The organism is Rhodanobacter sp. FW510-R10 (assembly GCF_058781105.1).
This window is the reverse complement of the sequence record NZ_JBYSWL010000001.1, coordinates 2,346,447-2,368,037: the sequence shown is the minus strand read 5'-3', so window position 1 is coordinate 2,368,037 and position 21,591 is coordinate 2,346,447. Positions and strand designations below refer to the sequence as shown.

22 protein-coding genes are annotated in these 21,591 nt (G+C 66.8%); 19 read left to right on the top strand and 3 right to left on the bottom strand.

What is annotated here, in order from left to right; translation table 11 throughout:
* Positions 1-3: 3 nt before the first annotated feature.
* From ccoO to AC3WJB_RS10155, 9 genes are all read left to right on the top strand, one after another.
* The gene (ccoO, locus tag AC3WJB_RS10195) at positions 4-657 is read left to right on the top strand and encodes a cytochrome-c oxidase, cbb3-type subunit II (protein ID WP_492681197.1); all 654 of its coding nucleotides are present in this window, start codon (positions 4-6) and stop codon (positions 655-657) included.
* Positions 654-881, top strand: a complete 228-nt coding sequence (locus tag AC3WJB_RS10190) for a cbb3-type cytochrome oxidase subunit 3 (RefSeq protein WP_492681195.1) — start codon at positions 654-656, stop codon at positions 879-881. The genes ccoO and AC3WJB_RS10190 overlap by 4 nt, the downstream gene beginning before the upstream one ends.
* The gene (gene ccoP / locus AC3WJB_RS10185; RefSeq protein WP_492681193.1) at positions 878-1,786 is read left to right on the top strand and encodes a cytochrome-c oxidase, cbb3-type subunit III; all 909 of its coding nucleotides are present in this window, start codon (positions 878-880) and stop codon (positions 1,784-1,786) included. The genes AC3WJB_RS10190 and ccoP overlap by 4 nt, the downstream gene beginning before the upstream one ends.
* A complete protein-coding gene (locus tag AC3WJB_RS10180) occupies positions 1,770-2,003 on the top strand; it encodes a hypothetical protein (protein ID WP_492681191.1) in 234 nt (77 codons plus the stop codon). The genes ccoP and AC3WJB_RS10180 overlap by 17 nt, the downstream gene beginning before the upstream one ends.
* Complete coding sequence (locus tag AC3WJB_RS10175) at positions 2,000-4,279, top strand: heavy metal translocating P-type ATPase (RefSeq protein WP_492681189.1); 2,280 nt, start codon at positions 2,000-2,002, stop codon at positions 4,277-4,279. The genes AC3WJB_RS10180 and AC3WJB_RS10175 overlap by 4 nt, the downstream gene beginning before the upstream one ends.
* The gene (ccoS, locus tag AC3WJB_RS10170) at positions 4,276-4,506 is read left to right on the top strand and encodes a cbb3-type cytochrome oxidase assembly protein CcoS (RefSeq protein ID WP_492681187.1); all 231 of its coding nucleotides are present in this window, start codon (positions 4,276-4,278) and stop codon (positions 4,504-4,506) included. The genes AC3WJB_RS10175 and ccoS overlap by 4 nt, the downstream gene beginning before the upstream one ends.
* A 300-nt stretch (positions 4,507-4,806) precedes the next feature.
* Positions 4,807-6,276, top strand: a complete 1,470-nt coding sequence (locus AC3WJB_RS10165; RefSeq protein WP_492683164.1) for a phospholipase D-like domain-containing protein — start codon at positions 4,807-4,809, stop codon at positions 6,274-6,276.
* Between the two features lie 56 nt (positions 6,277-6,332).
* Positions 6,333-7,691: an exodeoxyribonuclease VII large subunit gene (gene xseA, locus AC3WJB_RS10160; RefSeq protein WP_492681185.1), complete on the top strand. Its 1,359-nt coding sequence runs from the start codon at positions 6,333-6,335 to the stop codon at positions 7,689-7,691.
* A 227-nt stretch (positions 7,692-7,918) separates the two neighbouring features.
* Positions 7,919-9,349, top strand: coding sequence for an aldehyde dehydrogenase family protein (locus tag AC3WJB_RS10155; RefSeq protein ID WP_492681183.1), 1,431 nt, complete (start codon positions 7,919-7,921; stop codon positions 9,347-9,349).
* Between the two features lie 24 nt (positions 9,350-9,373).
* Here AC3WJB_RS10155 and AC3WJB_RS10150 read toward each other — a convergent pair whose 3' ends face one another.
* The gene (locus AC3WJB_RS10150; protein ID WP_492681181.1) at positions 9,374-9,847 is read right to left on the bottom strand and encodes a YehS family protein; all 474 of its coding nucleotides are present in this window, start codon (positions 9,845-9,847) and stop codon (positions 9,374-9,376) included.
* Positions 9,848-10,155: 308 nt separating this feature from the next.
* Here AC3WJB_RS10150 and AC3WJB_RS10145 point away from each other — a divergent pair, with 308 nt between their 5' ends.
* The 3 genes from AC3WJB_RS10145 to AC3WJB_RS10135 all read left to right on the top strand — a co-directional run bounded on the left by AC3WJB_RS10145 (position 10,156) and on the right by AC3WJB_RS10135 (position 13,818).
* Positions 10,156-11,925 carry an ABC transporter transmembrane domain-containing protein gene (locus tag AC3WJB_RS10145; RefSeq protein WP_492681179.1) on the top strand — a complete coding sequence of 590 codons (1,770 nt, stop codon included), beginning with the start codon at positions 10,156-10,158 and terminating at the stop codon, positions 11,923-11,925.
* Positions 11,926-12,259: 334 nt separating this feature from the next.
* Complete coding sequence (locus AC3WJB_RS10140) at positions 12,260-13,015, top strand: Npun_F0296 family exosortase-dependent surface protein (RefSeq protein WP_492681177.1); 756 nt, start codon at positions 12,260-12,262, stop codon at positions 13,013-13,015.
* Positions 13,016-13,263: 248 nt separating this feature from the next.
* Entirely contained in the window at positions 13,264-13,818 is a 555-nt protein-coding gene (locus AC3WJB_RS10135; RefSeq protein ID WP_492681175.1) for a DUF3228 family protein, read from the top strand.
* 73 nt (positions 13,819-13,891) lie between these two features.
* On the opposite strand, the gene AC3WJB_RS10130 is transcribed toward AC3WJB_RS10135, so the two are convergent.
* Together AC3WJB_RS10130 and AC3WJB_RS10125 are read right to left on the bottom strand one after the other, a co-directional pair.
* Positions 13,892-14,875 (bottom strand): aldo/keto reductase, encoded by a 984-nt coding sequence (locus AC3WJB_RS10130; RefSeq protein WP_492681173.1) that lies wholly within the window; start codon positions 14,873-14,875, stop codon positions 13,892-13,894.
* A 64-nt stretch (positions 14,876-14,939) separates the two neighbouring features.
* Complete coding sequence (locus tag AC3WJB_RS10125; RefSeq protein ID WP_492681171.1) at positions 14,940-15,509, bottom strand: CGNR zinc finger domain-containing protein; 570 nt, start codon at positions 15,507-15,509, stop codon at positions 14,940-14,942.
* A 159-nt stretch (positions 15,510-15,668) separates the two neighbouring features.
* Between AC3WJB_RS10125 and AC3WJB_RS10120 the strand changes: the two genes are divergently transcribed.
* The 7 genes from AC3WJB_RS10120 (at position 15,669) to mscL (ending at position 21,529) form a co-directional block, all read left to right on the top strand.
* A complete protein-coding gene (locus AC3WJB_RS10120) occupies positions 15,669-15,827 on the top strand; it encodes a hypothetical protein (protein ID WP_492681169.1) in 159 nt (52 codons plus the stop codon).
* A 75-nt stretch (positions 15,828-15,902) separates the two neighbouring features.
* Positions 15,903-17,138 carry an MFS transporter gene (locus tag AC3WJB_RS10115; protein WP_492681167.1) on the top strand — a complete coding sequence of 412 codons (1,236 nt, stop codon included), beginning with the start codon at positions 15,903-15,905 and terminating at the stop codon, positions 17,136-17,138.
* A 191-nt stretch (positions 17,139-17,329) separates the two neighbouring features.
* The gene (locus AC3WJB_RS10110; RefSeq protein ID WP_492681165.1) at positions 17,330-18,829 is read left to right on the top strand and encodes a catalase; all 1,500 of its coding nucleotides are present in this window, start codon (positions 17,330-17,332) and stop codon (positions 18,827-18,829) included.
* Between the two features lie 160 nt (positions 18,830-18,989).
* Positions 18,990-19,415, top strand: coding sequence for a VOC family protein (locus tag AC3WJB_RS10105; protein ID WP_492681163.1), 426 nt, complete (start codon positions 18,990-18,992; stop codon positions 19,413-19,415).
* Between the two features lie 219 nt (positions 19,416-19,634).
* Positions 19,635-20,297 (top strand): thiopurine S-methyltransferase, encoded by a 663-nt coding sequence (locus AC3WJB_RS10100; RefSeq protein WP_492681161.1) that lies wholly within the window; start codon positions 19,635-19,637, stop codon positions 20,295-20,297.
* 47 nt (positions 20,298-20,344) lie between these two features.
* Entirely contained in the window at positions 20,345-21,031 is a 687-nt protein-coding gene (locus AC3WJB_RS10095) for a fumarylacetoacetate hydrolase family protein (RefSeq protein ID WP_492683162.1), read from the top strand.
* 84 nt (positions 21,032-21,115) lie between these two features.
* Positions 21,116-21,529, top strand: a complete 414-nt coding sequence (gene mscL, locus AC3WJB_RS10090) for a large-conductance mechanosensitive channel protein MscL (RefSeq protein ID WP_492681159.1) — start codon at positions 21,116-21,118, stop codon at positions 21,527-21,529.
* Positions 21,530-21,591 lie beyond the last annotated feature (62 nt).

The following is a 21,591-nucleotide window of genomic DNA, read 5'->3' as shown; positions in this document are numbered from 1 at the left end:
GCCATGGCATACAGACACTTTGAAGTCATCGAGAAGAACGCCGGCCTGCTTGGCGTGTTGATCGCGATCATGGTCTCGCTGGGTGGCCTGGCCGAAATCACGCCGCTGTTCATGCAGGCGCATGCGGTGAAGGCGCCGCCCGGGGTCCAGCCCTACGATCCATTGCGGTTGATCGGCAAGGACATTTACGTGCGTGAAGGCTGCTACCTGTGCCACTCGCAGATGATCCGCACCCTGCGCGCCGAGACCCAGCGCTACGGCCACTTCTCGACCGCCGAGGAATCGGTGTACGACCGGCCGTTCCAATGGGGCTCCAAGCGCACCGGGCCGGACCTGGCACGGGTCGGCGGCAAGTATTCGGACGAGTGGCAGCGCATGCACCTGCTCGCGCCGCGCGACCTGGTGCCCGATTCGAACATGCCGAATTATCCGTGGCTGGAACACGCCAGCCTGGATGTTGCCGACGTACAGGCCCGCATGCGCACGCTACGCCGACTGGGTGATCCCTACACCGACGCCGACATCGCGGCGGCGCCCGAGGCGCTGGCAGGCAAGACCGAGCTGGACGCCTTGGTGGCGTATCTGCAAGGCCTCGGCATCCGCAACGAACCGGCCGCCACGGTACCGGCGCCCGTCGCTCATGGCGGTACCCCATGAGCGGGCTGCCGTGGGGTGACATCATCGGCGTGTTCACTGTGTTCAGCATGGTGACGTTCATCGGCATCTGGATCTGGGCCTGGCAAAAACGCCATCGCAAGGTGTTCAAGCGCCTGTCGGAAATTCCCATGGAAGATGACCCGGAAGGGCCGGCCCGTTCCGTCCCCACCACGGAAACGATCGATCCTCGCCAGTCGCAGCCACGCAAGGGAGGGAAGCCATGAGCTGGGGCTGGTCACTGTGGGTCATGGGCCTGGTGACGCTCAACATGGGCATCACCTTCCTGTTGTTCCTGTGGGCACCGCGCGCAAGGATCCCGACGTTGCCCGACCAGACCAGTGGCCATGTCTGGGCGCATGGCGCGATTCGCGAAGGCGTGCGCCGCCTGCCGACGTGGTGGGTGTGGTTTTCGGCCAGCATGTTCGTGGCCGCCTGGATCTACCTGATGTTGTATCCAGGCTATGGTCATCACGCCGGCCTGCTGAAATGGACATCGCACGGCGAGCTGGCGCGGGACGTCGCGCGCAACGAACGTGTACTCGGCGCGCTGCAGCAACGCCTTACGCGCTACACGCCCGAACGCCTGGCGCAGGATCCCGCGGCGCTGCAGATGGGCGGCCGCCTGTTCGTGGACAACTGCGCGGCCTGCCACGGCCGCGGCGGCTACGGCAACGTCAAGCTGGGGGCGCCCAGCCTGACCGACGGCGATTGGCTCTACGGCGGCAACGGCGCGGACATCCTCGCCAGCATCCGTGACGGCCGCAGCGGAGTCATGCCGCCTTGGGCCAGCCTTGGCGAGGACAATGTGAAGAACCTCGCCCAGTACGTGCTCAGCCTTTCCGACTCCCCGCACGATGCAGCGCGGGCAGCTGCCGGAAAGCCGCTGTTCACGACCTGCGCCGCGTGTCACGGCGCCGAAGGCAAGGGCAATCCCGCGCTGGGCGCGCCCAACCTCACCGACAGGATCTGGCTGCACGGCGGCACCGTCGCCAACATCGAGCGCAGCATCGGTGGCGGACGCCAGGGCAATATGCCAGCCTGGAGCCACCGCCTGAGCAGCGAGGACACCTTGGTGCTTGCCGCGTATGTCTATCGTCTCTCCCATCAGGGCGATGCAACCGCCCGCTGACCGCGCCGCGCTGCAGGGCGCCTGGTACCGGCAACCGATTGCCTGGCTGGGTGTGCTCGTCTTTGCCGCTTCCATTGCCGGTTGCATCTGGATCATCGCGGTCGGCCAGCGGCACGCCGACGTGCCGGTGGCAACGCCCGCGCACGGCACGGTATTTGGCGTACCCACGAGCACGCTGCGCGAGACGGCGCCGGCACCTCCCTCCAGCACGCCATGAACGCCTATGCGATCTGGGCCCAGCCGCAACTCACCACCCAGGTGTTGCGCGCGCGTGCCGGTGGCTGCAGTGAAATCGCCCTGCGCCTCGCACCGCTGACCAGCGCGCGCCACGTCCTCGAGCTTGAACAGCGTATCCGCGCCCTGCCCGGCGTACAGCGCTTGGCGATCGATGCCACCGCCCGGCGCGCCCGGGTGGTGTGGGATACCCGACGGACCCCGTTGCCGGAGTTGCTCGCTGCGTTCGCTGCCGGCGGGTGCGGGGCCCAACCGCTGCACCGCGACAGCATCGAGGATCCGCGCGGCAGTGAGATGCAGGTCGCCTTGAAGCGCCTGCTGGTCGCCGGCATGTGCGCCATGCAGGTGATGTCCTACGCGCTGGTGATGTACCTCGGTGCCGTGGATTTCATCGACTTCAGCACGCGCGGACTTTTCCGCTGGCTGAGCCTGCTGACCACGCTGCCCGTCGTCCTTTACTCTGCCCAGCCGTTTTTCCGCGGCGCCGCCGCCGAGCTGCGTCGCCGACAGATCGGTATCAACCTGCCGGTCGCGCTGGCCGTGGCCCTGGTTTTCAGCGCAAGCACGTGGACTACGTTGGTGGGCGCAGGCGAGATTTATTTCGACTCGGTAAGCATGTTCGTGTTCCTGCTCCTTGGCGGACGCTACATCGAGCTGCGCGCCCGCCACCACAGCGATGCCCGTGGCGATGCGGTGATGGACGCCACGCCGTGGCTGGCGCAGCGCCGCCAGGCCGACGGCAATCTGGAAACGGTGGCGGCGATCGAGTTGCTGGCTGGGGATCACGTGCACGTGGCCGAGGGCGCCACGATCCCGGCCGATGGCATCTTGGAGAGCGAGTCGGTGCGCGTAGACGAGGCCATGCTTTCCGGTGAATCAAGGCCGGTATGGCGCGCGCGTGGCGCCGCCCTGCTGGCCGGCAGCGTGCTGCTGCAGGGCCCGGCCGAGATGCTGGTCGAGCATGCCGGCAGCGCCACGGCCAGCGCGCGCCTGGGTGCGATGGCTACCCGCATCCGCAACGCCCGCGTGCCGGTCGGCGATGCCAGCCAGCGGGAGGTTTCGCGCTTCGTCGGCCGCATCCTGCTGCTGACTACGCTCGCCGCCATCGGCTGGCTACTGGTCGATCCGCCACGCGCTTTTGCCGCCGCCGTGGCCGTGCTCGTGGTCGCCTGCCCCTGCGCATTCGCGCTGACCATGCCGGCGACGCTCACCCGTGCGCTTGGCGCCCTGGCCCGGCGCGGCGTCCTGGTGGCCAACCCCGCGGCATTGGCCGCACTGGCCCGGGTCGACCAAGTCTGGTTCGACAAAACCGGCACCCTGACCACGCCGCAATTTGTGCCCGCCGCCGGCGTGCCGCTGCGCGGCGACGCCCCGCGGCTGGCGCTGCATTGGGCGGCTGCCCTGGCCCGCGCGAGCTCACACCCGCTGGCCCAGGCGCTGGCCGCGAGTGCCGGCGCCCAGGTACCTTCCGTCGCCACCCAGTCGGTCCAGGTGACGGCCGGTGGCGGCATTGCCGGCCTGGTCGACGGCCGTGCGCTGCGGCTGGGCCAGGCGGCATTCGCCTTGCCAGCAAGCGCCGGCCAGCTGCCGCCCACGCTGGAGGACGGGCTGGTGCTGGCCGATGAGGACGGCGCCATCGCGGTGTTCCCGATAGCCGAACGGCCGCGCACTGGCGCTGCCGATACACTCGATACACTGCGCGCTGCGGGTATCTCGTGCGCCATCGCGAGCGGCGACGCCGCGCCCCGCGTCGCCGCGCTGGCGGCGCAGTTGCGCGTCGACGACTGGCATGCGCGGCAAACGCCCGCCGGCAAGCTCGCCCTGTTGCAGGCTGCGCGCAATCGCGGGGCGATGACGCTTGCAGTCGGCGACGGCAGCAACGACGCAGCCTTGCTTGCGGCCGCGGATGTCTCCGCGGCACTCGGTACCGGTACCGCGCTGGCCCAGGCGCACGCCGACCTGCTGCTGGTGGATGGCCACCTGGACGGCTTGCCGTACGCGCGTGCCGTGGCCCTGCAGGTGGAGCACATCGGCCGGCAAAGCCGTCGCTGGGCCCTGGTCTACAACCTGTGCGCGGTACCGTTTGCCGCGTTCGGGCTGGTACCGCCTTGGCTGGCTGCCATCGGCATGTCGCTGAGCTCGTTGGGTGTGGTGCTGAATGCCATGCGCGTGGGCCGGGTGGATGCGACGCAGGGAAAAGCGGGCCCTGGAACCCGGCTTGCCATGGGCACGGCGGACGCACCGGCACTCCCCACATGAACATCCTGCTGGTATTGATTCCGGTGACCCTGGTGGTGATCGGCATTGCCGTGGCGCTGTTTTTCTGGGCCGTGAACCATCAGCAATTCGACGACCTGGACAGCCCAGGCGCGCTGCCGCTCATGGACGATCCGCCAGACGCCGAGCCGGACGAGCCAGCATCGGGTGGGCCAGACGACACCGCAGTAGGCGAGCCGAATGACACGCGAGCGCCACCACACTCCTAAGGAAGCTCTGAGCAATTCGCTCTTGATCGTCATTCCCTAAGCGCGTGGGGCTCCATGCTTTCCTGCAGCCCTACGCCCCGGGAATCAGCCGCGTGGCGACCCGCGCAACGCGTCAGGGGCGGACAGCCATACCGCGGCACCAGGCCAAATGCGTGGTCTGGGAGCGTATGGCGAACCAGGTATGCACGACGGGTGTCGGCAATCATGGTGCCCTGCTCATGGCTTGGTCCTGGTCGCTGCGCGCAATGGAAATTCGGCCGCCGCGCGGCGGGAAGACGGGCCTTGGCCTACACTGCCGCCATGCCGAGCGTGTTGCTTCCCTCCGCCGCCCCCGCCCGTACGCTGGCCGAGCGTGCGCTGAGCCGCGCCGCCGGAGCGCCGCTGCTCAGCAACAACGCGGTGGAATTGCTTATCGATGCCGAAGCGCATTACTCGGCCTGGCTCGCCGCGATACGCGGCGCCCAGCATCGGGTCTTGCTGGAAAACTATATCGTCCGCAACGACGCGGTAGGCCGCTCTTTCCTCGAGGCCCTGACCGAACGCGCGCGGGCCGGCGTCTTCGTGGCCGTACTGGTGGACTGGGTCGGCTGCCTCGGCCAATCGCGCAAAGCGTTCTGGGCGCCACTGCGTGCTGCGGGCGGCCAGGTCCGCGTGTTCAATCCGCTGCGGCTTGGGCAATCGCTTGGCTGGATCAGCCGCGACCATCGCAAGGTCCTGGTGGTCGACGGTGTGCATGGCTTCCTGTCCGGCGTGTGCATCAGCGACAAATGGCTTGGTGATCCCAGCCACCAGATCCCGCCCTGGCGCGATACCGGGGTGGCCGTGCGCGGCCCGGCCGTGGCGGAAATCGAGGCCGCGTTCGCCGACAGCTGGAGTACGGCCGGCGACCCGCTACCACACTTCCCGCGCCTGCTCAGCGCCGCCGAACCGGCCGGCTCGATCGCGCTGCGGGTCATCGCCACCCAGCCCAGCACGGCCGGCATGTACCGGCTCGACCAGCTCATAGCCGCCATGGCGCGCAAGACGCTGTGGCTCACCGACGCGTATTTCGTCGGCCTCGCGCCCTACGTGCAGGCCTTGCTTGCGGCGGCTCGCGACGGCGTCGACGTGCGCTTGCTGGTGCCGGGCAACAGCGACCTGGCGGTGGTCGCCGGGATGTCCCGCGCGGGCTACCGCCCGCTGCTGCAGGAGGGGATCCGGGTCTTCGAGTGGAACGGCTCGATGCTGCATGCCAAAACTGCGGTGGCAGATGCGCAGTGGGCACGCGTCGGCTCATCCAACCTCAACATCGCGAGCTGGCTTGGCAATTTCGAAATCGACGTCGCGGTGGAGGATGCCGGTTTCGCCGGCCAGCTTGCCCGGCAATACGAACGCGACCTGGAAAACGCCACGGAGATCGTGCTGGCACCACACCGCCACCGCGCGCTGCATACCACGGATGCCGCCGTGCGCAGCAGCCAACGCCGGCCAGCCCGGCTCCGTGGCGGCGGCAGCTCGAGTCGCGCGGCAGTTGGCGCGTTGCGCGTGGCGAACCGGATGGGCTCGGTACTGCGCAACCAACGCGTGCTCGACAGCGTCTCCGGCGGACCCATGCTGGCGACGGCCACGGTGCTCGCCGTGTTTGCCGCTACTGCCATCTTGTGGCCCGCGTGGATTGGTTGGCCGCTAGGTGTGATCGCGGCATGGTTTGCCTTGAACCTGGCGATCGCCAGCTGGCGCAAGTATCGCCGCCACCAGCGTGCGCACCCGCCAGAAAGCGATACGCGCTGAGGTCCGATCCTTTATTTCGTGGGAGCCCGCACATGGCGTGCTAGGCTCCCCTGGCCATGTCCAGCATCGAAGCCGCGCCACCGCGCCACATCCTCACTCCCACGGCGCTGAACCGGCTGGTCCGCGACTTGCTGGGCGATGCCCTGCCCCAGGTGTGGATCGAGGGTGAGCTCTCCAACGTCTCCCGGCCTGCCTCGGGACATCTCTACTTCACCCTGAAGGACAAGGCGGCGCAGGTGCGCTGCGCCATGTTCCGGCAACAGTGCATGAGCCTGCGCTTCAAGCCGGCCGACGGCCTGCAGGTGCTGCTGCGCGCGCGCGTCGGTCTGTATGAGCCACGGGGCGAATTCCAGTTGGTGGCCGAATACATGGAACCGGCCGGCGCCGGCGCCCTGCAACGCGCCTTCGAGGAGCTCAAGGCCAAGCTGGCTGCCGAAGGCTTGTTCATCGCCGAACGCAAACGTCACCTGCCGCGCTTCGCCCACCGCATCGGCGTGATTACCTCCGCGACCGGGGCGGCCGTGCGCGATGTCATCAGCGTGTTGTCGCGGCGCTGGCCGCTGGCCGAGGTGGACGTGCTTGCGGTGCCAGTGCAGGGTCGCGAGGCACCGCCAGCCATCGTCAGCATGCTGCGCAAGGCTTCGCTCTGCGGGCGCTACGACGTCTTGCTGCTGACCCGCGGTGGCGGTTCGTTGGAGGATCTCTGGGCTTTCAACGAGGAGGCGGTGGCGCGGGCCATCTATGCGAGTCCGGTACCCGTCGTCTCGGCAGTCGGACATGAGATTGATTTCAGCATTTCGGATTTCGTCGCCGACCTGCGCGCGCCCACGCCGTCGGCGGCAGCGGAGCTGCTGGTGCCGGACGTGCTCGCCATCGGGCGCCAACTGCGCGACTGGCAGCGGCGGCTGCTGGACCGGCAACGCAATCGGCACCAGGAACGCCAGCAGCGCCTGGACCTCTTGCTGGCCCGGCTGCGCAACCAGCGCCCGCAAGCACGCCTGGCGCGCGACCGGGAGCGCCTGGCCCACCTGCACCACCGACTGGCCAGCAGCATGCGCGCGCGCACCGAGCGCGACCACCGCCGGCTCGACCAGCTGCACAGCGGCCTGCTGGCCCGGCACCCGCGGCATCTGCTGCCGCTGCTGGCGCAGCGCCTGCACGAACAGCGGCGGCGCCTGCAGCGGGCGATGCAGCAGCGCGACGAACGCGCGCAGGCGCGGTTGCAAGGCGCGGCGCGCGCGCTGCATGCAGTGAGCCCACTGGCCACGCTGGAGCGCGGCTACGCCATCGTGTTCGATGGCGGCGGCCAGATCCTGCGCTCGGCGCGGGGCGTGGCGGTCGGCGCGACGCTGCGGGCCCGCCTGGTCGATGGCGAGCTGGCAGTACAGGTGCTGGACGAGGCGCCAGCTTCGTAGGGGCTCGCTGGCGTCACGCGCCACGGGAATGGTGAGGAAGGAGTTGTTGAACTGGGTTCCCGCGTTCGCGGGAACGACGAGGACAGGCGTTCGCGGGAACGACGAGGACAGGCTTTCGCGGGAATGGCGGGCGCATTGCCCGGGCCGGCGCGCGGCTGAGCCTCAACGCCTTGGCAACGCGCGTGGGCGCAAGATCATGACTCGCCACAGCCGCGTCAGGAACCGCCATGCTCGCCAAGACCTATCCGTATTACCTCGCCAATCGTCCACAAAGTTCGAAGACCATGTTCGAGGTGCGCGACAAGTACTCCGGCAAAGTGGCGACGCGCGTGGCGGTGCCCGATGAGCGCGCGGTGGAGAAGGCCATTGCCGCGGCCGTCAAGGCCGCCACGCCGATGCGCCGCTTCAAGCCTTGGGCACGCCAGGCGGTGCTGCAGCACTGCGCGCAGCGCTTCGCCGCGCGCCGCGACGAGCTGGCCGAGGCGTTGTGCATCGAGGCTGGCAAGCCAATCAAGGATGCCGCCGGCGAGGTGACCCGCCTGATCGAGACGTTCCGCATCGCGGCCGAGGAAGCCGTGCGCATCGACGGCGAGACGATCACGCTGGAGCTTGCCAGCCGCCTGGACGGCTATCATGGCTACACTCGACGCGTGCCGATCGGCCCGGTCTCATGCATCACGCCGTTCAATTTCCCGCTGAACCTGGTCGCACATAAGGTGGCGCCGGCCATTGCCGCCGGCTGCCCATTCGTGCTCAAGCCCGCCGAGAGGACGCCGGTCGGCGCGCTGATCATCGGCGAGGTCCTGGCCGAGACCGACCTGCCCGCCGGCGCGTTCTCGATCCTGACCCTGGACGGCGAGCACGCTGCACCGCTGGTCGAGGATGAGCGTTTCAAATTGCTGTCCTTCACCGGCGGCCAGATTGGCTGGCAGCTCAAGGCGCGCGCCGGGCGCAAGAAGGTCGTGCTGGAACTTGGCGGGAACGCGGCCTGCATTGTCGACGCGGACCAGGGCCCGCACCTGAAGCGCGTGGTCGAGCGCCTGCTGTTTGGCGCGTTCTACCAATCCGGGCAAAGCTGCATCGGCGTGCAACGCATCTATGCCCACGACGGGATCTACGACGCGCTGAAGCGACGCCTGGTCGCCGCGACGCGCAAGCTCGTCGCTGGCGATCCGAAGAAAAAAGAAACCTTCATCGGGCCGATGATCGACGAGGCGGCCGCGACGCGCCTGGAGGGCTGGATCGGGGAAGCGCGCGCGGCCGGCGGGAAGCTGCTGTGCGGCGGCAAGCGCAAGGGCAATATGCTGGAGGCAACGCTGATGGAGGACGTGCCCGGCGACGCCAGACTGAGTTGCCAGGAAGCGTTCGGCCCGGTCGCCCTGCTCTCGCGCTACAACGCGTTCGACGACGCCCTGGCGCGCGTCAACGACTCCGACTACGGCCTGCAGGCCGGCATCTTCACCGACAGCCTGGACCACGCCATGCGCGCCTGGAGCGAGCTGGAACAAGGCGGCGTGATCGTCAACGACATCCCCAGTTTTCGCGTCGACAACATGCCCTACGGCGGTGTCAAGCTCTCCGGCTTCGGCCGCGAAGGCATCCGCAGCGCCATTGCCGACATGACCGAGCCACGCCTCATGGTCATGTACGAGGGCTGAGCCACACCAACAACCGCCCGCGATTCAGTCCGTGCCGCGCACGCGCAACGTCAATCCGCGCAGGAAGTGGCGCAGCAATTGGTCGCCGCAGGGACGGAAGTTCTTGTGCCCGGGCTGGCGGAACAGCGCGCTCATCTCGGGCTTGGAGACCGGCATGCCGGCGGCGGCCAGAATCTCGTGCATGTCCGCGTCCTGCAGCTTGAACGCCACGCGCAGCTTCTTCAGCACCATGTTGTTGTCGATGCGCTTCTCCGGCGGGCGCGGCGCTCGGCTGGGATCGGGTCCGCGCAGGCTGGTAACCAGGCCATCCAGGAACGCCGCCAGCACGCGGTCGCTGCAAGCCTTGGCGCCAAGTTCATCGTCCTTCTTGAGCAACACCTGCACGTCCTCGCGACCAAGCACCAGCGAGGGGTCGGCCAGCGCAATGATCCGGGTGAGCTTGGTATCGCTCAGGCCGAGCATATAGCGCACGGCGCGCAAGACATCATTGTTGGACATGGACACTCGGCGGTCGACGGTCAAGCCGCCATGCTACCAAGCCGGCCGCAGCGTTGAGGTTCGATTCGCGTCCACGCCAGGCTGACAGGCCATTGAACCGCGCCGCACGTACCCCACGTGAAAATGAGCCCGCACTGGCATCGCCAACCAAAGCCACAGGATGATCGGCATCCGACATTGCGATGTGCCTCTCGCCCCCGCGAAGATGACGTTGGGCTGGCGAGAGGCAGCGCGGCAGTGCCATTCGGTCGCGAACCCAATACCATTCCTCCGCGACGGCCCGTTCCCGCCGCACCCTGCGAGTACGCATGACTGATACCGACGGCCCCGCACGCCCCACCCGCCGCCTGGGCGCGCTGCGTCTGCTGTGGCCGTTCGTCAAGCCACACTGGCTGCTGGCCATCGGCTGGCTGGTGTTCCTGGTCACTTCGTCCGGCGCAACCCTGGTGTTGCCGCTGGCCGTGCGCCACGTGATCGACGAGGGCTTCAGCGATTCCAACGCGGCAGCACTCAACGAGATTTTCCTGGGCCTGTTTGGCGTTGCCCTGGTACTCGCCTTTGCGACTGCGGCCCGCTATTTTTGCATCACCCTGCTCGGGGAGCGGGCGCTGGCGTCGTTGCGCGGGCAACTGTACGCGCATGTGGTGAAGTTGGACGTCGGCTTTTTTGAGCGCAGCCGGGTCGGCGAGCTGATCTCGCGGCTGGGCACGGACACTGAAGTGGTGCAGGCGCTGGTCGGTTCGGGCATCTCCGTGGCCCTGCGCAGCCTGGTCATGCTGCTTGGGGCCAGCGCCATGATGGTGTGGACCAGCCCGCGCCTCGCCGGCCTGACCGGACTGGTGATTCCGTTGGTGATGGTGCCGATCCTGCTCTTCGGACGGCGCGTACAGAAACTCTCGCGCGCCAGCCAGGATCGCCTGGCCGACGCGGCGGCGCTGGCCAACGAAACGCTGAACGCCGCCCCGGCCGTCAAGGCCTACGCGCGCGAGGACATCGAGAGTCGGCGCTACGGCTTGGCGATTCTTCGTGCGCTGGACAGCGCGCGCCAGCGCATCGGCATGCGCGCCTGGCTCACCGCGGTGGTGATCGTCCTGTTTTTCGGTGCCATCACCCTCGTACTGTGGGCCGGCGCGCGCGACGTGTTGGCGCACACCCTGGATGCCGGCGTGCTCGGGCAATTCGTGCTCTATGCGGTGTTTGCTGCCGGGTCGATCGCGGGATTGTCCGAAGTGTGGGGCGATGTCATGCGCGCGGCCGGCGCCATGGAACGCATCGGCGAGCTGTTTGCCGAACGCGCGGAGATCACCAGCCCGGACCGGCCCTTGGCCTTGCCGCGACCGGTGCGCGGTGCGCTGCATTTCGAACACGTCGGCTTCCATTATCCGACGCGCCCGGACACAGCCGCGCTCGAGGATTTCGAGCTCGCCATCGCGCCCGGCGAGACGGTGGCCCTGGTCGGTCCCTCGGGCGCCGGCAAAAGCACAGTGCTGTCCCTGCTGCTGCGCTTTTACGACCCGCAATCCGGCCGCATCACGCTCGATGGCATCGACCTGCGCAAGTTGGCCCTGCCCGAGCTGCGCGGCGCCATCGCCCTGGTGCCGCAGGAAACGGCCATCTTTGCCGGTACCGCCGCCGACAACATCCGCTTCGGGCGGCAGGATGCGAGCGATGCGGAAGTGCGCGCTGCCGCGCACGCCGCCGAAGCCCACGAGTTCATCAGCGACATGCAAGGCGGCTATGCCGCCGAGCTTGGCGAACGTGGGGTGCGCCTGTCCGGTGGCCAGCGCCAGCGCATCGCGATTGCCCGCGCGATCCTGCGCGATGCGCCGCTGCTCTTGCTGGACGAAGCCACCTCCGCGCTCGACGCACAGTCCGAAGCGGCCATCCAGCAGGCGCTGCAGCGCCTCGAGCAGGGCCGCTCGACCCTGGTGATCGCCCACCGACTGGCGACCGTGCAGCGCGCCGACCGCATCGTGGTCATGGATGCTGGCCGCATCGTGGCCCAGGGCACGCACGAAAGCCTGCTTGCCGAAGGCGGCCTGTACGCCGAGTTGGCGCGTCTCCAGTTCGTCAAATAAAGTGAAACAAAGGGGACGGGCGCTGGTGCGCACCAGCGCCCGGTCGGCGCTGCGGTAAAGTTCGGCGACGTCGGGGAGGTCCGCGCGCGAACAGACGTCGACGTAGCCGAGCACGCAGTGATCCTGCAAGTGAGGCCAAACCACCATCCCTTGTCGGGAAAATTTACATATTTACGAGCGTCCTGACTGATGCGTCATCACGGTATCCATGCAAATCAATAACATCTCGTTTTGGCATGAAGGGTGCTTGACTGAGCGGGCTGTCAAATGATGTTGAAAGCGTCAAGTACGCGCGGACCGGTATCGCGCCTAATCACCTTACAAGGGAAGTGACATGAACAAGCACGTGCAGAGCGGACGGCGAACCACGGGTTTCAAGTCGCTGTTGGCCGCGGTGGCGCTTTTGGCGGGTATGGGCGTGGCGGCTACGGCAAGCGCGACCGCCATCCTTTCCGCCTCGGTCGGCGGCGCTCCCGCCGGCGCCGACTACTATGAAACCTTCGACTCGCTCGCCTTGGGCAGCGCAGGCGGCACGACGCCTAGCGGGATCGTGGCCTCGTTCTCACCCGATGCCCAGGCAGTACAGGGTTCGGCAAGCGGCGTGTACGCGGCGCCGTTCCTGTCTGGCAACAACGGTCTCAACTTTGGTGGCGAACCGGACGGCGCAGATGCCACGACCTACCTGACCAGCGGCTCCACTGGAACTTCTTCCGGCGCTGGTGTGACGCTGGCGTTCCCAGGGTTGGAGAGGTACATGGGCCTGTTGTGGGGGTCCGTGGACAGCTACAACACGCTGACGTTTTTCAATGGTGCCACGGCGATTGCCACGTTCACCGGCAATGACGTCACCACGCTGGCGAACGGAAACCAGGGCGCGTCAGGCACGTTCTATGTGAACATCAATTTCAGCTCACCATTCGACCGCGTCGTCGCAACCAGCTCGTCGTATGCCTTCGAGTTCGACAACGTCGCGTTCAGTGCCAACCCGATCGGCGTGCCTGAACCGGGTGTCGCAGGCATGTTTGCGCTGGGGCTCCTTCTCTTCGGGTCGGGCTGCTGGCTCAAGAGGCGTGAACAGCGCTTGAGCTAGACGTTCGCCAACGTCATAAAAAGCGTCCCGCGTTGCACGGGACGCTTTTTTTTGCCTGGGTCCGTGCGGATGGCGTAGCAGCCCAGCACCAGGTCGAGGCGGGGGCATGGCCCCAGGAGCCCAGGATCCGTGCTGCGGATCGGCAGCCTACGCGCAGGCCTTCCAGTCCACCCAGGCGAGGTCGCAGCGGTTTGCATTTCTACGATCCGAATCCTAGCCTCGTGCGCTGATTCCGCGCGGCCACCACCATGTCCATCGTTCTCACTCCCTTTGCGCGCACCCGACTGTTTCCGCGGGACCATCGCCGCAGTGCCATCCAGGATTGCAGCGCGGAGGAATTCGCGCTGCGCCTCAATACCGAAACCCCGCAAGCGGTGCTGGAAGGCTACGCGCCATTCTGTCGCTTGCATGTGCACCGCAACTGGACGTCCACGCGCTGCACCGCCGTACCGATCACCGATGCCAACCGTCACCTGCTGCGCTCAGCCTACGAGGCTCGCACGCGCGAAGAACTGCCGGTGCTGGTGCGCTGGTTCGAGGGCATTGAGCCGCCGGTCGCAAATTACCTGTTGCCGATCCTCTACAGCCGCGAGCAACTTGCCAAGGAAGGGTCGCCCATCAACGCAGACTGGGGCGTGGTTGGTTGCCTGTATACCACGCGGCCTGAAGAGCTTCCGATGGTACCGATCACCATGCTGCGCAATGCACTGGGCGTCACCGAAGGCGGCTCAGGCATGCCGCTGGACCGCGACGCATACTGGCGTGCGGTGGCATTCTGGGAGGTGCACGCCAACTGGCGGTAAAAATAAAGGGCGCGGCCAAATCGAAATAAAGAGGACGTGGCAAATTTAGCTGCAACTTAATTTGCCACGCCCTTTACTTGCCGACTTGGGCGGCCAGTTGCGGCGGATAGCGGTCGCCTTCCACCGGCAGTGCCGCGAACGCCGCACCCAGCCGTGCGACCTCATCATCACCCAGTTCGATCTCTGCCGCGGCAAGATTTTCCTTGAGACGGGACAGTCGCGTGGTGCCGGGAATGGGCACGATCCACGGCTTCTGCGCCAGCAGCCAGGCCAGGGCGACCTGGGCCGGCGTCGCGCCTCGGTCGGCGGCAAAGCGGCCGAGCGTATCGAGCAGTACCTGGTTCGCCTTGCGCGCAGCCAGTGTAAACCGCGGCAGGCCATTGCGAAAATCATCGGCGGTGAACGTCGTGTCCGCATCGATCTTGCCGGTGAGGAAGCCCCGGCCCAACGGACTGAACGGCACAAAGCCAATGCCCAGTTCCTCGCAAACCGCCAAGGTGCCGTGTTCGGGTTCCCGCCACCACAGCGAGTATTCGCTTTCCAGCGCCGTGACCGGCTGTACCGCATGCGCGCGGCGGATTGACACTTCTCCCGCCTCGGAAAGCCCGAAATGTCCCACCTTCCCTTCGGCGATCAGGTCCCTGACCGCTCCCGCCACGTCCTCCATGGGCACGGCCGGGTCCACGCGATGTTGGTAGAAGAGATCGATGCGGTCCGTGCGCAGGCGCCGCAGCGACGCTTCGGCGACGGCGCGGATGTGTTCGGGGCGGCTGTCCACGCCGGCGGCCAAATCGTCGCTGCGAAACCCAAACTTCGTCGCAACCACCACTTGGTCGCGGATCGGTGCCAGCGCCTCGCCCACCAGTTCCTCGTTGGTATACGGACCGTAGACCTCGGCCGTATCAAACAATGTGACCCCGCAATCCGCCGCGGCGCGGATCAGGGCAATGGCGTCGTGCTTGGCGAGGCCCACGCCGTAATCGGAGTTCAGTCCCATGCAGCCAAAGCCGAGGGCGGAGACGGTAAGGCCGCTGCGGCCAAGGGTGCGTGTACGCATGGCGTGTTCCTGGAGGGCGTGGCTGGATGATAGCGGCGGGCCCGGCAAAGACGAGCCCCCTTCGTCACCCCTTGTCAACCCGCGCGTAGTGCCGGCTGACGCGTGCGCGGTTGCCGCACGTCGCGCTCGAGCACCATTGCCTCCTGGGATTGGTCGCGACGAACAGCATCCGACAATCCGGGTGCCTACACGCGCGCAGCTTCGCCGCGGCAGGGCCGGTCAAGAGTTCCAAGGCGTCCAGCGCCAGGGTGCACAACAACCGATCGCGCACAGCGCCGGCGGCCGCGCCGGCCTTGCGTGGCCCGGACCGCGTCCATTCCAGTCGGACGCTTCCGCGCGTACCAGCCAACGCACGGTTGAGCGCGTGCAGCGCACCGTCCGGCGGACCCACACCCGCCAGGTAAGCCAGCAACAGATGATCGAGCGTATCACGCAGCGCACGCAGCGCCGCCAGGTCAGACTGCGTTGCCCGTCCGCGCCATTCCACGCGATTGCGCTCGACACGCAACCAGGCGGAGAGCGCTGCAGGCCGGTCGAGGAAATCCACCACCACACCACGTCGCAGCGCGCGCGTGTTGACCAGGTCGAGCGCCAGCGGTTCGCCAAGCAGCGGGAAGCGGGCGGGGTCGGTCATGCGGAAGCTCCGGGGAGACGTCGGCGGCGGCCAAGGCCAATGCAGCGTACATCAACCAGTCGCCGCAGACGCCGCCCATCCCCAGTACTAATGTATTGACGCATTATAAAGACGGAGCCAAGATGGCGCCATTGCAAGTACGGATAAAGAGGCGATTCCATGCCAACGAAGATCCCTGGCGCTGGTGTACGGGCGTACCCGTGCGACGTCCCTGATGTCGGGTTGTTGTGGCTCGACACTCGCCACTTTGCCCTGAACGATCCCCTGGACGGGATGACGACGTTGGCAGCCCACTTCATTGCCTGCGACTCGCACTGATCCGCGCTCGGTCGCCGTGCATCCGCTCATGGCGAATCGCTGCGGGAGCGCGCGCCCCGCGCCTGGACTTCCATCTTGAACGCCGCACCAATGACCTCTCCAGCCGGCCGGCTGGATGCGGCGGCGCCACGCTGGATGCTGCCGACACTCTGCGCCGCTGCCTTCATGGTGTTTGTGCAAACCTTCATGGTCGCGCCACTGATCCCGCGGCTGACCGCCGTGTTTGCCAGCAGCGTCAGCTGGGTGGGGATTGCCGTACCCGCCTATGTCCTGCCCGAAGCGATCGCGACACTGTGGGTTGGACCCTGGTCCGATCGAATCGGCAGGCGCCAGGTCATCTTGGGTTCGCTGGTCATCTTCATCGCCCTGACCGCGCTCACCGCAACCGCGCACCACGTGGGTACGTTCATCGCCTGGCGCGTGGCAACCGGACTTGCCGCCGCCGGGATCGTGCCCATCTGCCTGACGCTGATTGGCGACGTCGTGCCGTTCAACCGCCGCGGCCGGGCAGTCGGCTGGTTCTTCGGCTCGATCGCAGGCGGGACGGCCGCCGGCGCTGCCGTGGGGGCCCTCCTCGAACCATTGGTCGGCTGGCGTTTGCTGTTCCTGATTGTCGCTGGCTGCTGCGCGCTCCTGCTGCTGGTGATGCTTACCTCGACCGCACTGCCGCGCAGCATCACCGGCACGGAGCCCTGGTCGGCGGTGGTCACCGGCTACCGGCGGCTCCTGGCGTCGGCGCGCGGACGCCGTACCTATGGTTATGTGTTGTTGAACGCGGTGCTGCAATCGGGGGTGTTCACCTGGCTTGGGGTGTATCTGCATCGGCGATTCGGGCTGGGTGAGACTGGCATTGGCCTGGTATTGCTTGGTTACGGCGTACCGGGCCTGTTGTTTGGCCCGGTGATCGGCAAGCTGGCCGATCGCTTTGGGCGCGCGCTGATCATCCCCGGCGGGGTGGCGCTCACCGGCGTCTGTGCCGTGCTGCTCGCGTTGCCCATGCCGCTTCCAGGCGTGCGCGTGGCCATCATTCTCCTGTCGCTCGGTTTCGACCTTACCCACCCGCAACTGGCGGCAATCACTACAGACCTTGGGGGTGGACGGGGTCAGGCCGTCGCAGTCATGGCGTTTTCTCTGTTTGGCGGTTTCGGGCTGGGCAGCCTGGTATTCCAAGCTGCCTTGACGCTTGGGTTCACCGCGGCGCTGTTGCTGTTTGGCGTGGCCGCGCTTGTGGCTGCCGTGTTCGCGTACACACTGTTCCGCGGCGAGGGGACGCGCACCCGCCCGGCAACCTCGGCTACTGGCAACCAGTAACGCAGGTACCCGGCTGCAAGCCGGGGGCGGCCCGGTTGGCGCTGAATCGAGCGGGCCGGCACGCGCCGTTCGCCTCACCTATCGTGCCCATTGACAATACCGAATGGCCCTGCGGGGCATTTGAGGGCAGACTCCAGGAAGGCGACTCACCAGCCGGTGCCCCGGCTTCCATCACCCCAGGAGGCAAGTCCATGTCCTCGCATCCGCACAAGCCCCAAGGCGGTTCCACCACCGGTGCCGGCGCTCCGGCAGGCAGCGACCGCAACTCACTGACGATTGGCCCGAATGGCCCGATTCTGCTGCACGACGTGCATTTCCTGGAGCAGATGGCGCACTTCAACCGCGAGAAGGTACCGGAGCGCCAGCCGCACGCCAAGGGCGCTGGTGCGTTCGGCGTCTTCGAGACCACCGAGGATGTGTCGAAGTACACGAAGGCCGCGCTGTTCCAAAAGGGCGCCAAGACCGAGATGCTGGCACGTTTCTCCACCGTAGCCGGCGAGTCGGGCAGCCCCGACACCTGGCGCGACGTGCGTGGCTTCTCGCTGAAGTTCTATACCGACGAAGGCAACTACGACCTGGTCGGCAACAACACCCCGGTGTTTTTCGTGCGCGACCCGATGAAGTTTCCGCACTTTATCCGCAGCCAGAAGCGCCTGCCCGATTCAGGCCTCCGCGACAACCATATGCAGTGGGACTTCTGGACGGCCAATCCGGAAACCGCGCACCAGGTCACCTACCTCATGGGCGAACGGGGCCTGCCGCGCACCTGGCGGCACATGAACGGCTACGGCTCACACACCTACATGTGGATCAACGCCAGGGGCGGGAAGTTCTGGGTGAAGTACCACTTCCACACCCGCCAAGGCATGGCCTTCTTCAACAATGCCGAGGCCGCGGCGATGGCCGGTAAGGATGCCGACTACCACCGTGCCGATCTCTTCAACGCGATCAAGCGCGGCGAATTCCCTGCATGGGAGCTCTCGGTGCAGGTCATGCCCTACGCCGAGGCGAAAGACTATCGCTTCAATCCATTCGACCTCACCAAGGTCTGGCCACACAAGGACTACCCGTTGATCAAGGTCGGCACGATGACCCTGAACCGCAATCCGGAGAACTTTTTCGCCCAGATCGAGCAGGCAGCGTTCTCCCCTGGCAACACCGTGCCCGGCATCGGCCTGTCACCGGACAAGATGTTGCTTGGCCGTGCGTTTGCCTACGCCGATGCCCAACGCAACCGCATCGGCACGAACTTCCACCAGCTGCCGGTAAACCAACCCAAAGTGCCGGTGAACACCTATATGTTCGACGGCCAGATGGCCTACCACCACAGCGGCAATGCCCCGGTGCACGCGCCAAACAGTGGCGGCCGTGCCTGGGCCGACGAGACCGGCCCGGAGGAAAACGGCTGGGAGGCCGATGGTGCGATGGTGCGCAGCGCCTATACGCTACACGCCGAAGACGACGACTTCGGCCAGGCCGGCACCTTGGTGCGCGAGGTGTGGGACGACGCCCAGCGTGCGCAGTTCGTCGACCAGGTTGCCGGCAGCCTGCTGGGTGGCGTGCGCAGTCCGGTGTTGGAACGCGCCTTCGCCTACTGGAAAAACGTTGACGCCGAACTTGGCCAGCGCATCGAGGACACTGTGCACGCGGGTAGCCCGCGCGCGCCGGCCGAGGGCATGGGCGAGGACTGATTGCGGCCGGAGGGCGGAGGTAGTTGATCGGGCTGCCTTCTGTCCTCCCTTTTTGCCCGCGGCGCCGCCGGCACTCCGACCAATACGCCGGGCAGTGGGCACCGGCGCACGGATGCGCTGTAATAATCCTTGCGCCTGCTGCCCGATCCGGAATCTGCCAATGAGCCTGTCACCGTTCCACCTCGCCATCCCCGTCGACGACCTCGCCGCGGCCCGGCGCTTTTACGGCGTGGTGTTCGGCCTCGCCGAAGGCCGTTCGAGCGCGCAGTGGGTGGATTTCGATTTCTATGGGCACCAATTGGTGATCCACCAGCACCCAAAGACGGCAGAGCAGGCCCACGCCCACACCAACGTGGTCGATGGCGATGCCGTGCCGGTGCCGCATTTCGGCATCGTGCTTGGCTGGGAGCAATGGGAAGCGCTGGCCGAGCGCCTGAAATCCTCCGGCATCCACTTTGCGATCGAACCGCATGTGCGCTTCCGCGGCCAGGTCGGCGAACAGGCCACCATGTTCTTGTTTGATCCCTGCGGCAACGCCCTGGAATTCAAGGCGTTCAAGGACCTCAGCCGGCTCTTCGCGCATTGAGCGGCCCGCATGAAGCACATTGACATGTCCATTCCTTTTGCTGCCTTGATCGCGGCGGCCACGGCATAGCGCCACGACCCTGGCCAGGGGTCGCCGGGCCACGCAGCAGCCCGCGCCGGTGCTAGCCTGTACCCTTCGCACGGCCGCAATCCGATGTCACCTCGGCGCGGAATGGCCTGGCACGGCGCGGCAGTCGCGCCCTGATGGAGGATGCCCGGGATGTTTGCAGCCTATTGGTTGGAGCGTTGGCGCGAGGGCCGCATCGGCTGGCACCACGGGAAACCGCTGCCCTTGCTGATGAAGCATTGGCCCACGCTGGAAATACCGCCGCGCACCAAGGTGCTGGTGCCGCTGTGCGGCAAGTCCGCGGACCTGCTTTGGCTGGCGGCGCAAGAATGCCTGGTGCTGGGCGTGGAATTGTCGCCACTCGCCGTCGAGCAATTGTTTGCCGAGAACGAACTGACGCCGCGCTCGCGCCACGAGCCCGACGGCGTGCATTGGACCGCTGCCTCGCTCGAGATCATCAACGGCGACATCTTCGACGTGGACGCGGCCACGCTGGAAAGCTGCGGCGCCTTCTACGACCGCGCCGCCCTGATTGCGCTGCCCGCGCCCATGCGCGAGCGCTACGTGCACGAGGTCTACGGCAAGCTGCCTGGTGGCTGTCGCGGATTGCTGGTCACCATGAGCTATCCTCCCGGCGAAATGGACGGCCCGCCATTTGCGGTTGACGATGCTGAAGTGCACCGCCTGTTCGATGCCGATTGGCACGTCGAGCTGCTTGAGCGCGAAGACATCCTGGCCGCCCAGCCAAGCTTCGCCGCGCAAGGCGTGACGGCGCTGCATAACGCCGCCTACCGCCTGGTCAAGCGCGTCGCCTGACGCCAGCCGTGCCGTCGGCTGGCGTCCGCGTGCTAACCTCACGCACCATGACCTACGCCTTCACGCCGCTGCCGACCCCCAGCCTGCCAATCCAGGGCAGCGACCAGCGCTACCCGGTGCACCGCGTCTTCTGCATCGGCCGCAACTACGCCGAGCACGCGCGGGAAATGGGCGTCACACCCGAAGTCGGCACGCCAATGTTCTTCTGCAAGCCGGCTGATGCGATCGTCAGCGACGGCGCCGATGTCCCCTATCCGCCGCTGACCTCCGAGCTGCACCACGAGGTCGAAATGGTGGTGGCCCTGGGCGGCGGCGGCCGCGACATTGCCGTGGCCCGCGTGCCGGAGCTGATCTTCGGCTATGCCGTCGGCCTGGACCTGACCCGGCGCGACCTGCAGCGCCAGGTCAAGGCCAAAGGCCATCCCTGGGAAATCGCCAAGGCCTTCGACCACTCCGCACCGCTGTCCACGCTGCAGCCGGCCAGCGCCGCCCACGTGGACGGCTCGACCGTGCTGCGCCTGAGCGTCAACGGTGCCGTGCGCCAGCAAGCCACGCTGGCGGAGATGATCCATGACGTACCGGCAATCATCGTGGCGCTCTCGACCTTGTTCGAACTGCACGCCGGCGACCTGGTCTTCACTGGCACCCCGTCTGGGGTCGCGGCACTGCAGCGTGGCGACCAGTTGCACGCCGAACTCGTCGACGTGGCCGAGCTCCACACCCGCATCATCTGAAGCCGACCCGGCGCGTTGTCGCCACTGGTTGCCATAAAGCAGTACATTCCTGGCGCCACCAGTCACAACCAGGGAGCATCCAAGATGAGCATGCTGCAGGAATTCAAGGCCTTCGCCATGCGCGGCAACGTGATGGACATGGCTATCGGTATCGTCATCGGCGCCGCGTTCGGCAAGATCGTCACCTCGCTGGTCGAGGACGTGATCATGCCGCCAATCGGCTGGATCACGGGCGGCATTGATTTTGCCAAGTTGCGGTGGGTCATCCGGCCTGCTGACGACAGCGATCCCGCGCACAAGATCACCGAGGTGGCGATCAACTACGGCGCCTTCATCAACACGGTGATCACCTTCATCATCATCGCCTTTGCGATCTTCATGGTGATGAAGGCCATGAACCGTATGCAAAGAAAGGCCGAGGCCGCACCGGCCCCGCCACCAGCCGACGTCGCCCTGCTGACCGAGATTCGCGACCTGCTGAAGAGCAATAAGCCCTAGCGCCTGCGGCACATACGGCGGCCGGGGTCGCGCCAGACTGGGCCAAGCGAGAACGCCCCGTC

Bases quoted from the DNA above. Each gene is read 5' to 3' on its own strand.
- AC3WJB_RS10110 (WP_492681165.1), top strand. From the start codon at position 17,330: ATGTCCTCGCATCCGCACAAGCCCCAAGGCGGTTCCACCACCGGTGCC.
- mscL (WP_492681159.1), top strand. From the start codon at position 21,116: ATGAGCATGCTGCAGGAATTCAAGGCCTTCGCCATGCGCGGCAACGTG.
- AC3WJB_RS10095 (WP_492683162.1), top strand. From the start codon at position 20,345: ATGACCTACGCCTTCACGCCGCTGCCGACCCCCAGCCTGCCAATCCAG.
- AC3WJB_RS10120 (WP_492681169.1), top strand. From the start codon at position 15,669: ATGCCAACGAAGATCCCTGGCGCTGGTGTACGGGCGTACCCGTGCGAC.
- ccoO (WP_492681197.1), top strand. From the start codon at position 4: ATGGCATACAGACACTTTGAAGTCATCGAGAAGAACGCCGGCCTGCTT.
- AC3WJB_RS10130 (WP_492681173.1), bottom strand. From the start codon at position 14,875: ATGCGTACACGCACCCTTGGCCGCAGCGGCCTTACCGTCTCCGCCCTC.
- xseA (WP_492681185.1), top strand. From the start codon at position 6,333: ATGTCCAGCATCGAAGCCGCGCCACCGCGCCACATCCTCACTCCCACG.
- AC3WJB_RS10165 (WP_492683164.1), top strand. From the start codon at position 4,807: ATGCCGAGCGTGTTGCTTCCCTCCGCCGCCCCCGCCCGTACGCTGGCC.
- AC3WJB_RS10140 (WP_492681177.1), top strand. From the start codon at position 12,260: ATGAACAAGCACGTGCAGAGCGGACGGCGAACCACGGGTTTCAAGTCG.
- AC3WJB_RS10180 (WP_492681191.1), top strand. From the start codon at position 1,770: ATGCAACCGCCCGCTGACCGCGCCGCGCTGCAGGGCGCCTGGTACCGG.
- AC3WJB_RS10190 (WP_492681195.1), top strand. From the start codon at position 654: ATGAGCGGGCTGCCGTGGGGTGACATCATCGGCGTGTTCACTGTGTTC.
- AC3WJB_RS10105 (WP_492681163.1), top strand. From the start codon at position 18,990: ATGAGCCTGTCACCGTTCCACCTCGCCATCCCCGTCGACGACCTCGCC.
- ccoS (WP_492681187.1), top strand. From the start codon at position 4,276: ATGAACATCCTGCTGGTATTGATTCCGGTGACCCTGGTGGTGATCGGC.
- AC3WJB_RS10100 (WP_492681161.1), top strand. From the start codon at position 19,635: ATGTTTGCAGCCTATTGGTTGGAGCGTTGGCGCGAGGGCCGCATCGGC.
- AC3WJB_RS10150 (WP_492681181.1), bottom strand. From the start codon at position 9,847: ATGTCCAACAATGATGTCTTGCGCGCCGTGCGCTATATGCTCGGCCTG.
- AC3WJB_RS10175 (WP_492681189.1), top strand. From the start codon at position 2,000: ATGAACGCCTATGCGATCTGGGCCCAGCCGCAACTCACCACCCAGGTG.
- AC3WJB_RS10125 (WP_492681171.1), bottom strand. From the start codon at position 15,509: ATGACCGACCCCGCCCGCTTCCCGCTGCTTGGCGAACCGCTGGCGCTC.
- AC3WJB_RS10155 (WP_492681183.1), top strand. From the start codon at position 7,919: ATGCTCGCCAAGACCTATCCGTATTACCTCGCCAATCGTCCACAAAGT.
- AC3WJB_RS10135 (WP_492681175.1), top strand. From the start codon at position 13,264: ATGTCCATCGTTCTCACTCCCTTTGCGCGCACCCGACTGTTTCCGCGG.
- AC3WJB_RS10145 (WP_492681179.1), top strand. From the start codon at position 10,156: ATGACTGATACCGACGGCCCCGCACGCCCCACCCGCCGCCTGGGCGCG.
- ccoP (WP_492681193.1), top strand. From the start codon at position 878: ATGAGCTGGGGCTGGTCACTGTGGGTCATGGGCCTGGTGACGCTCAAC.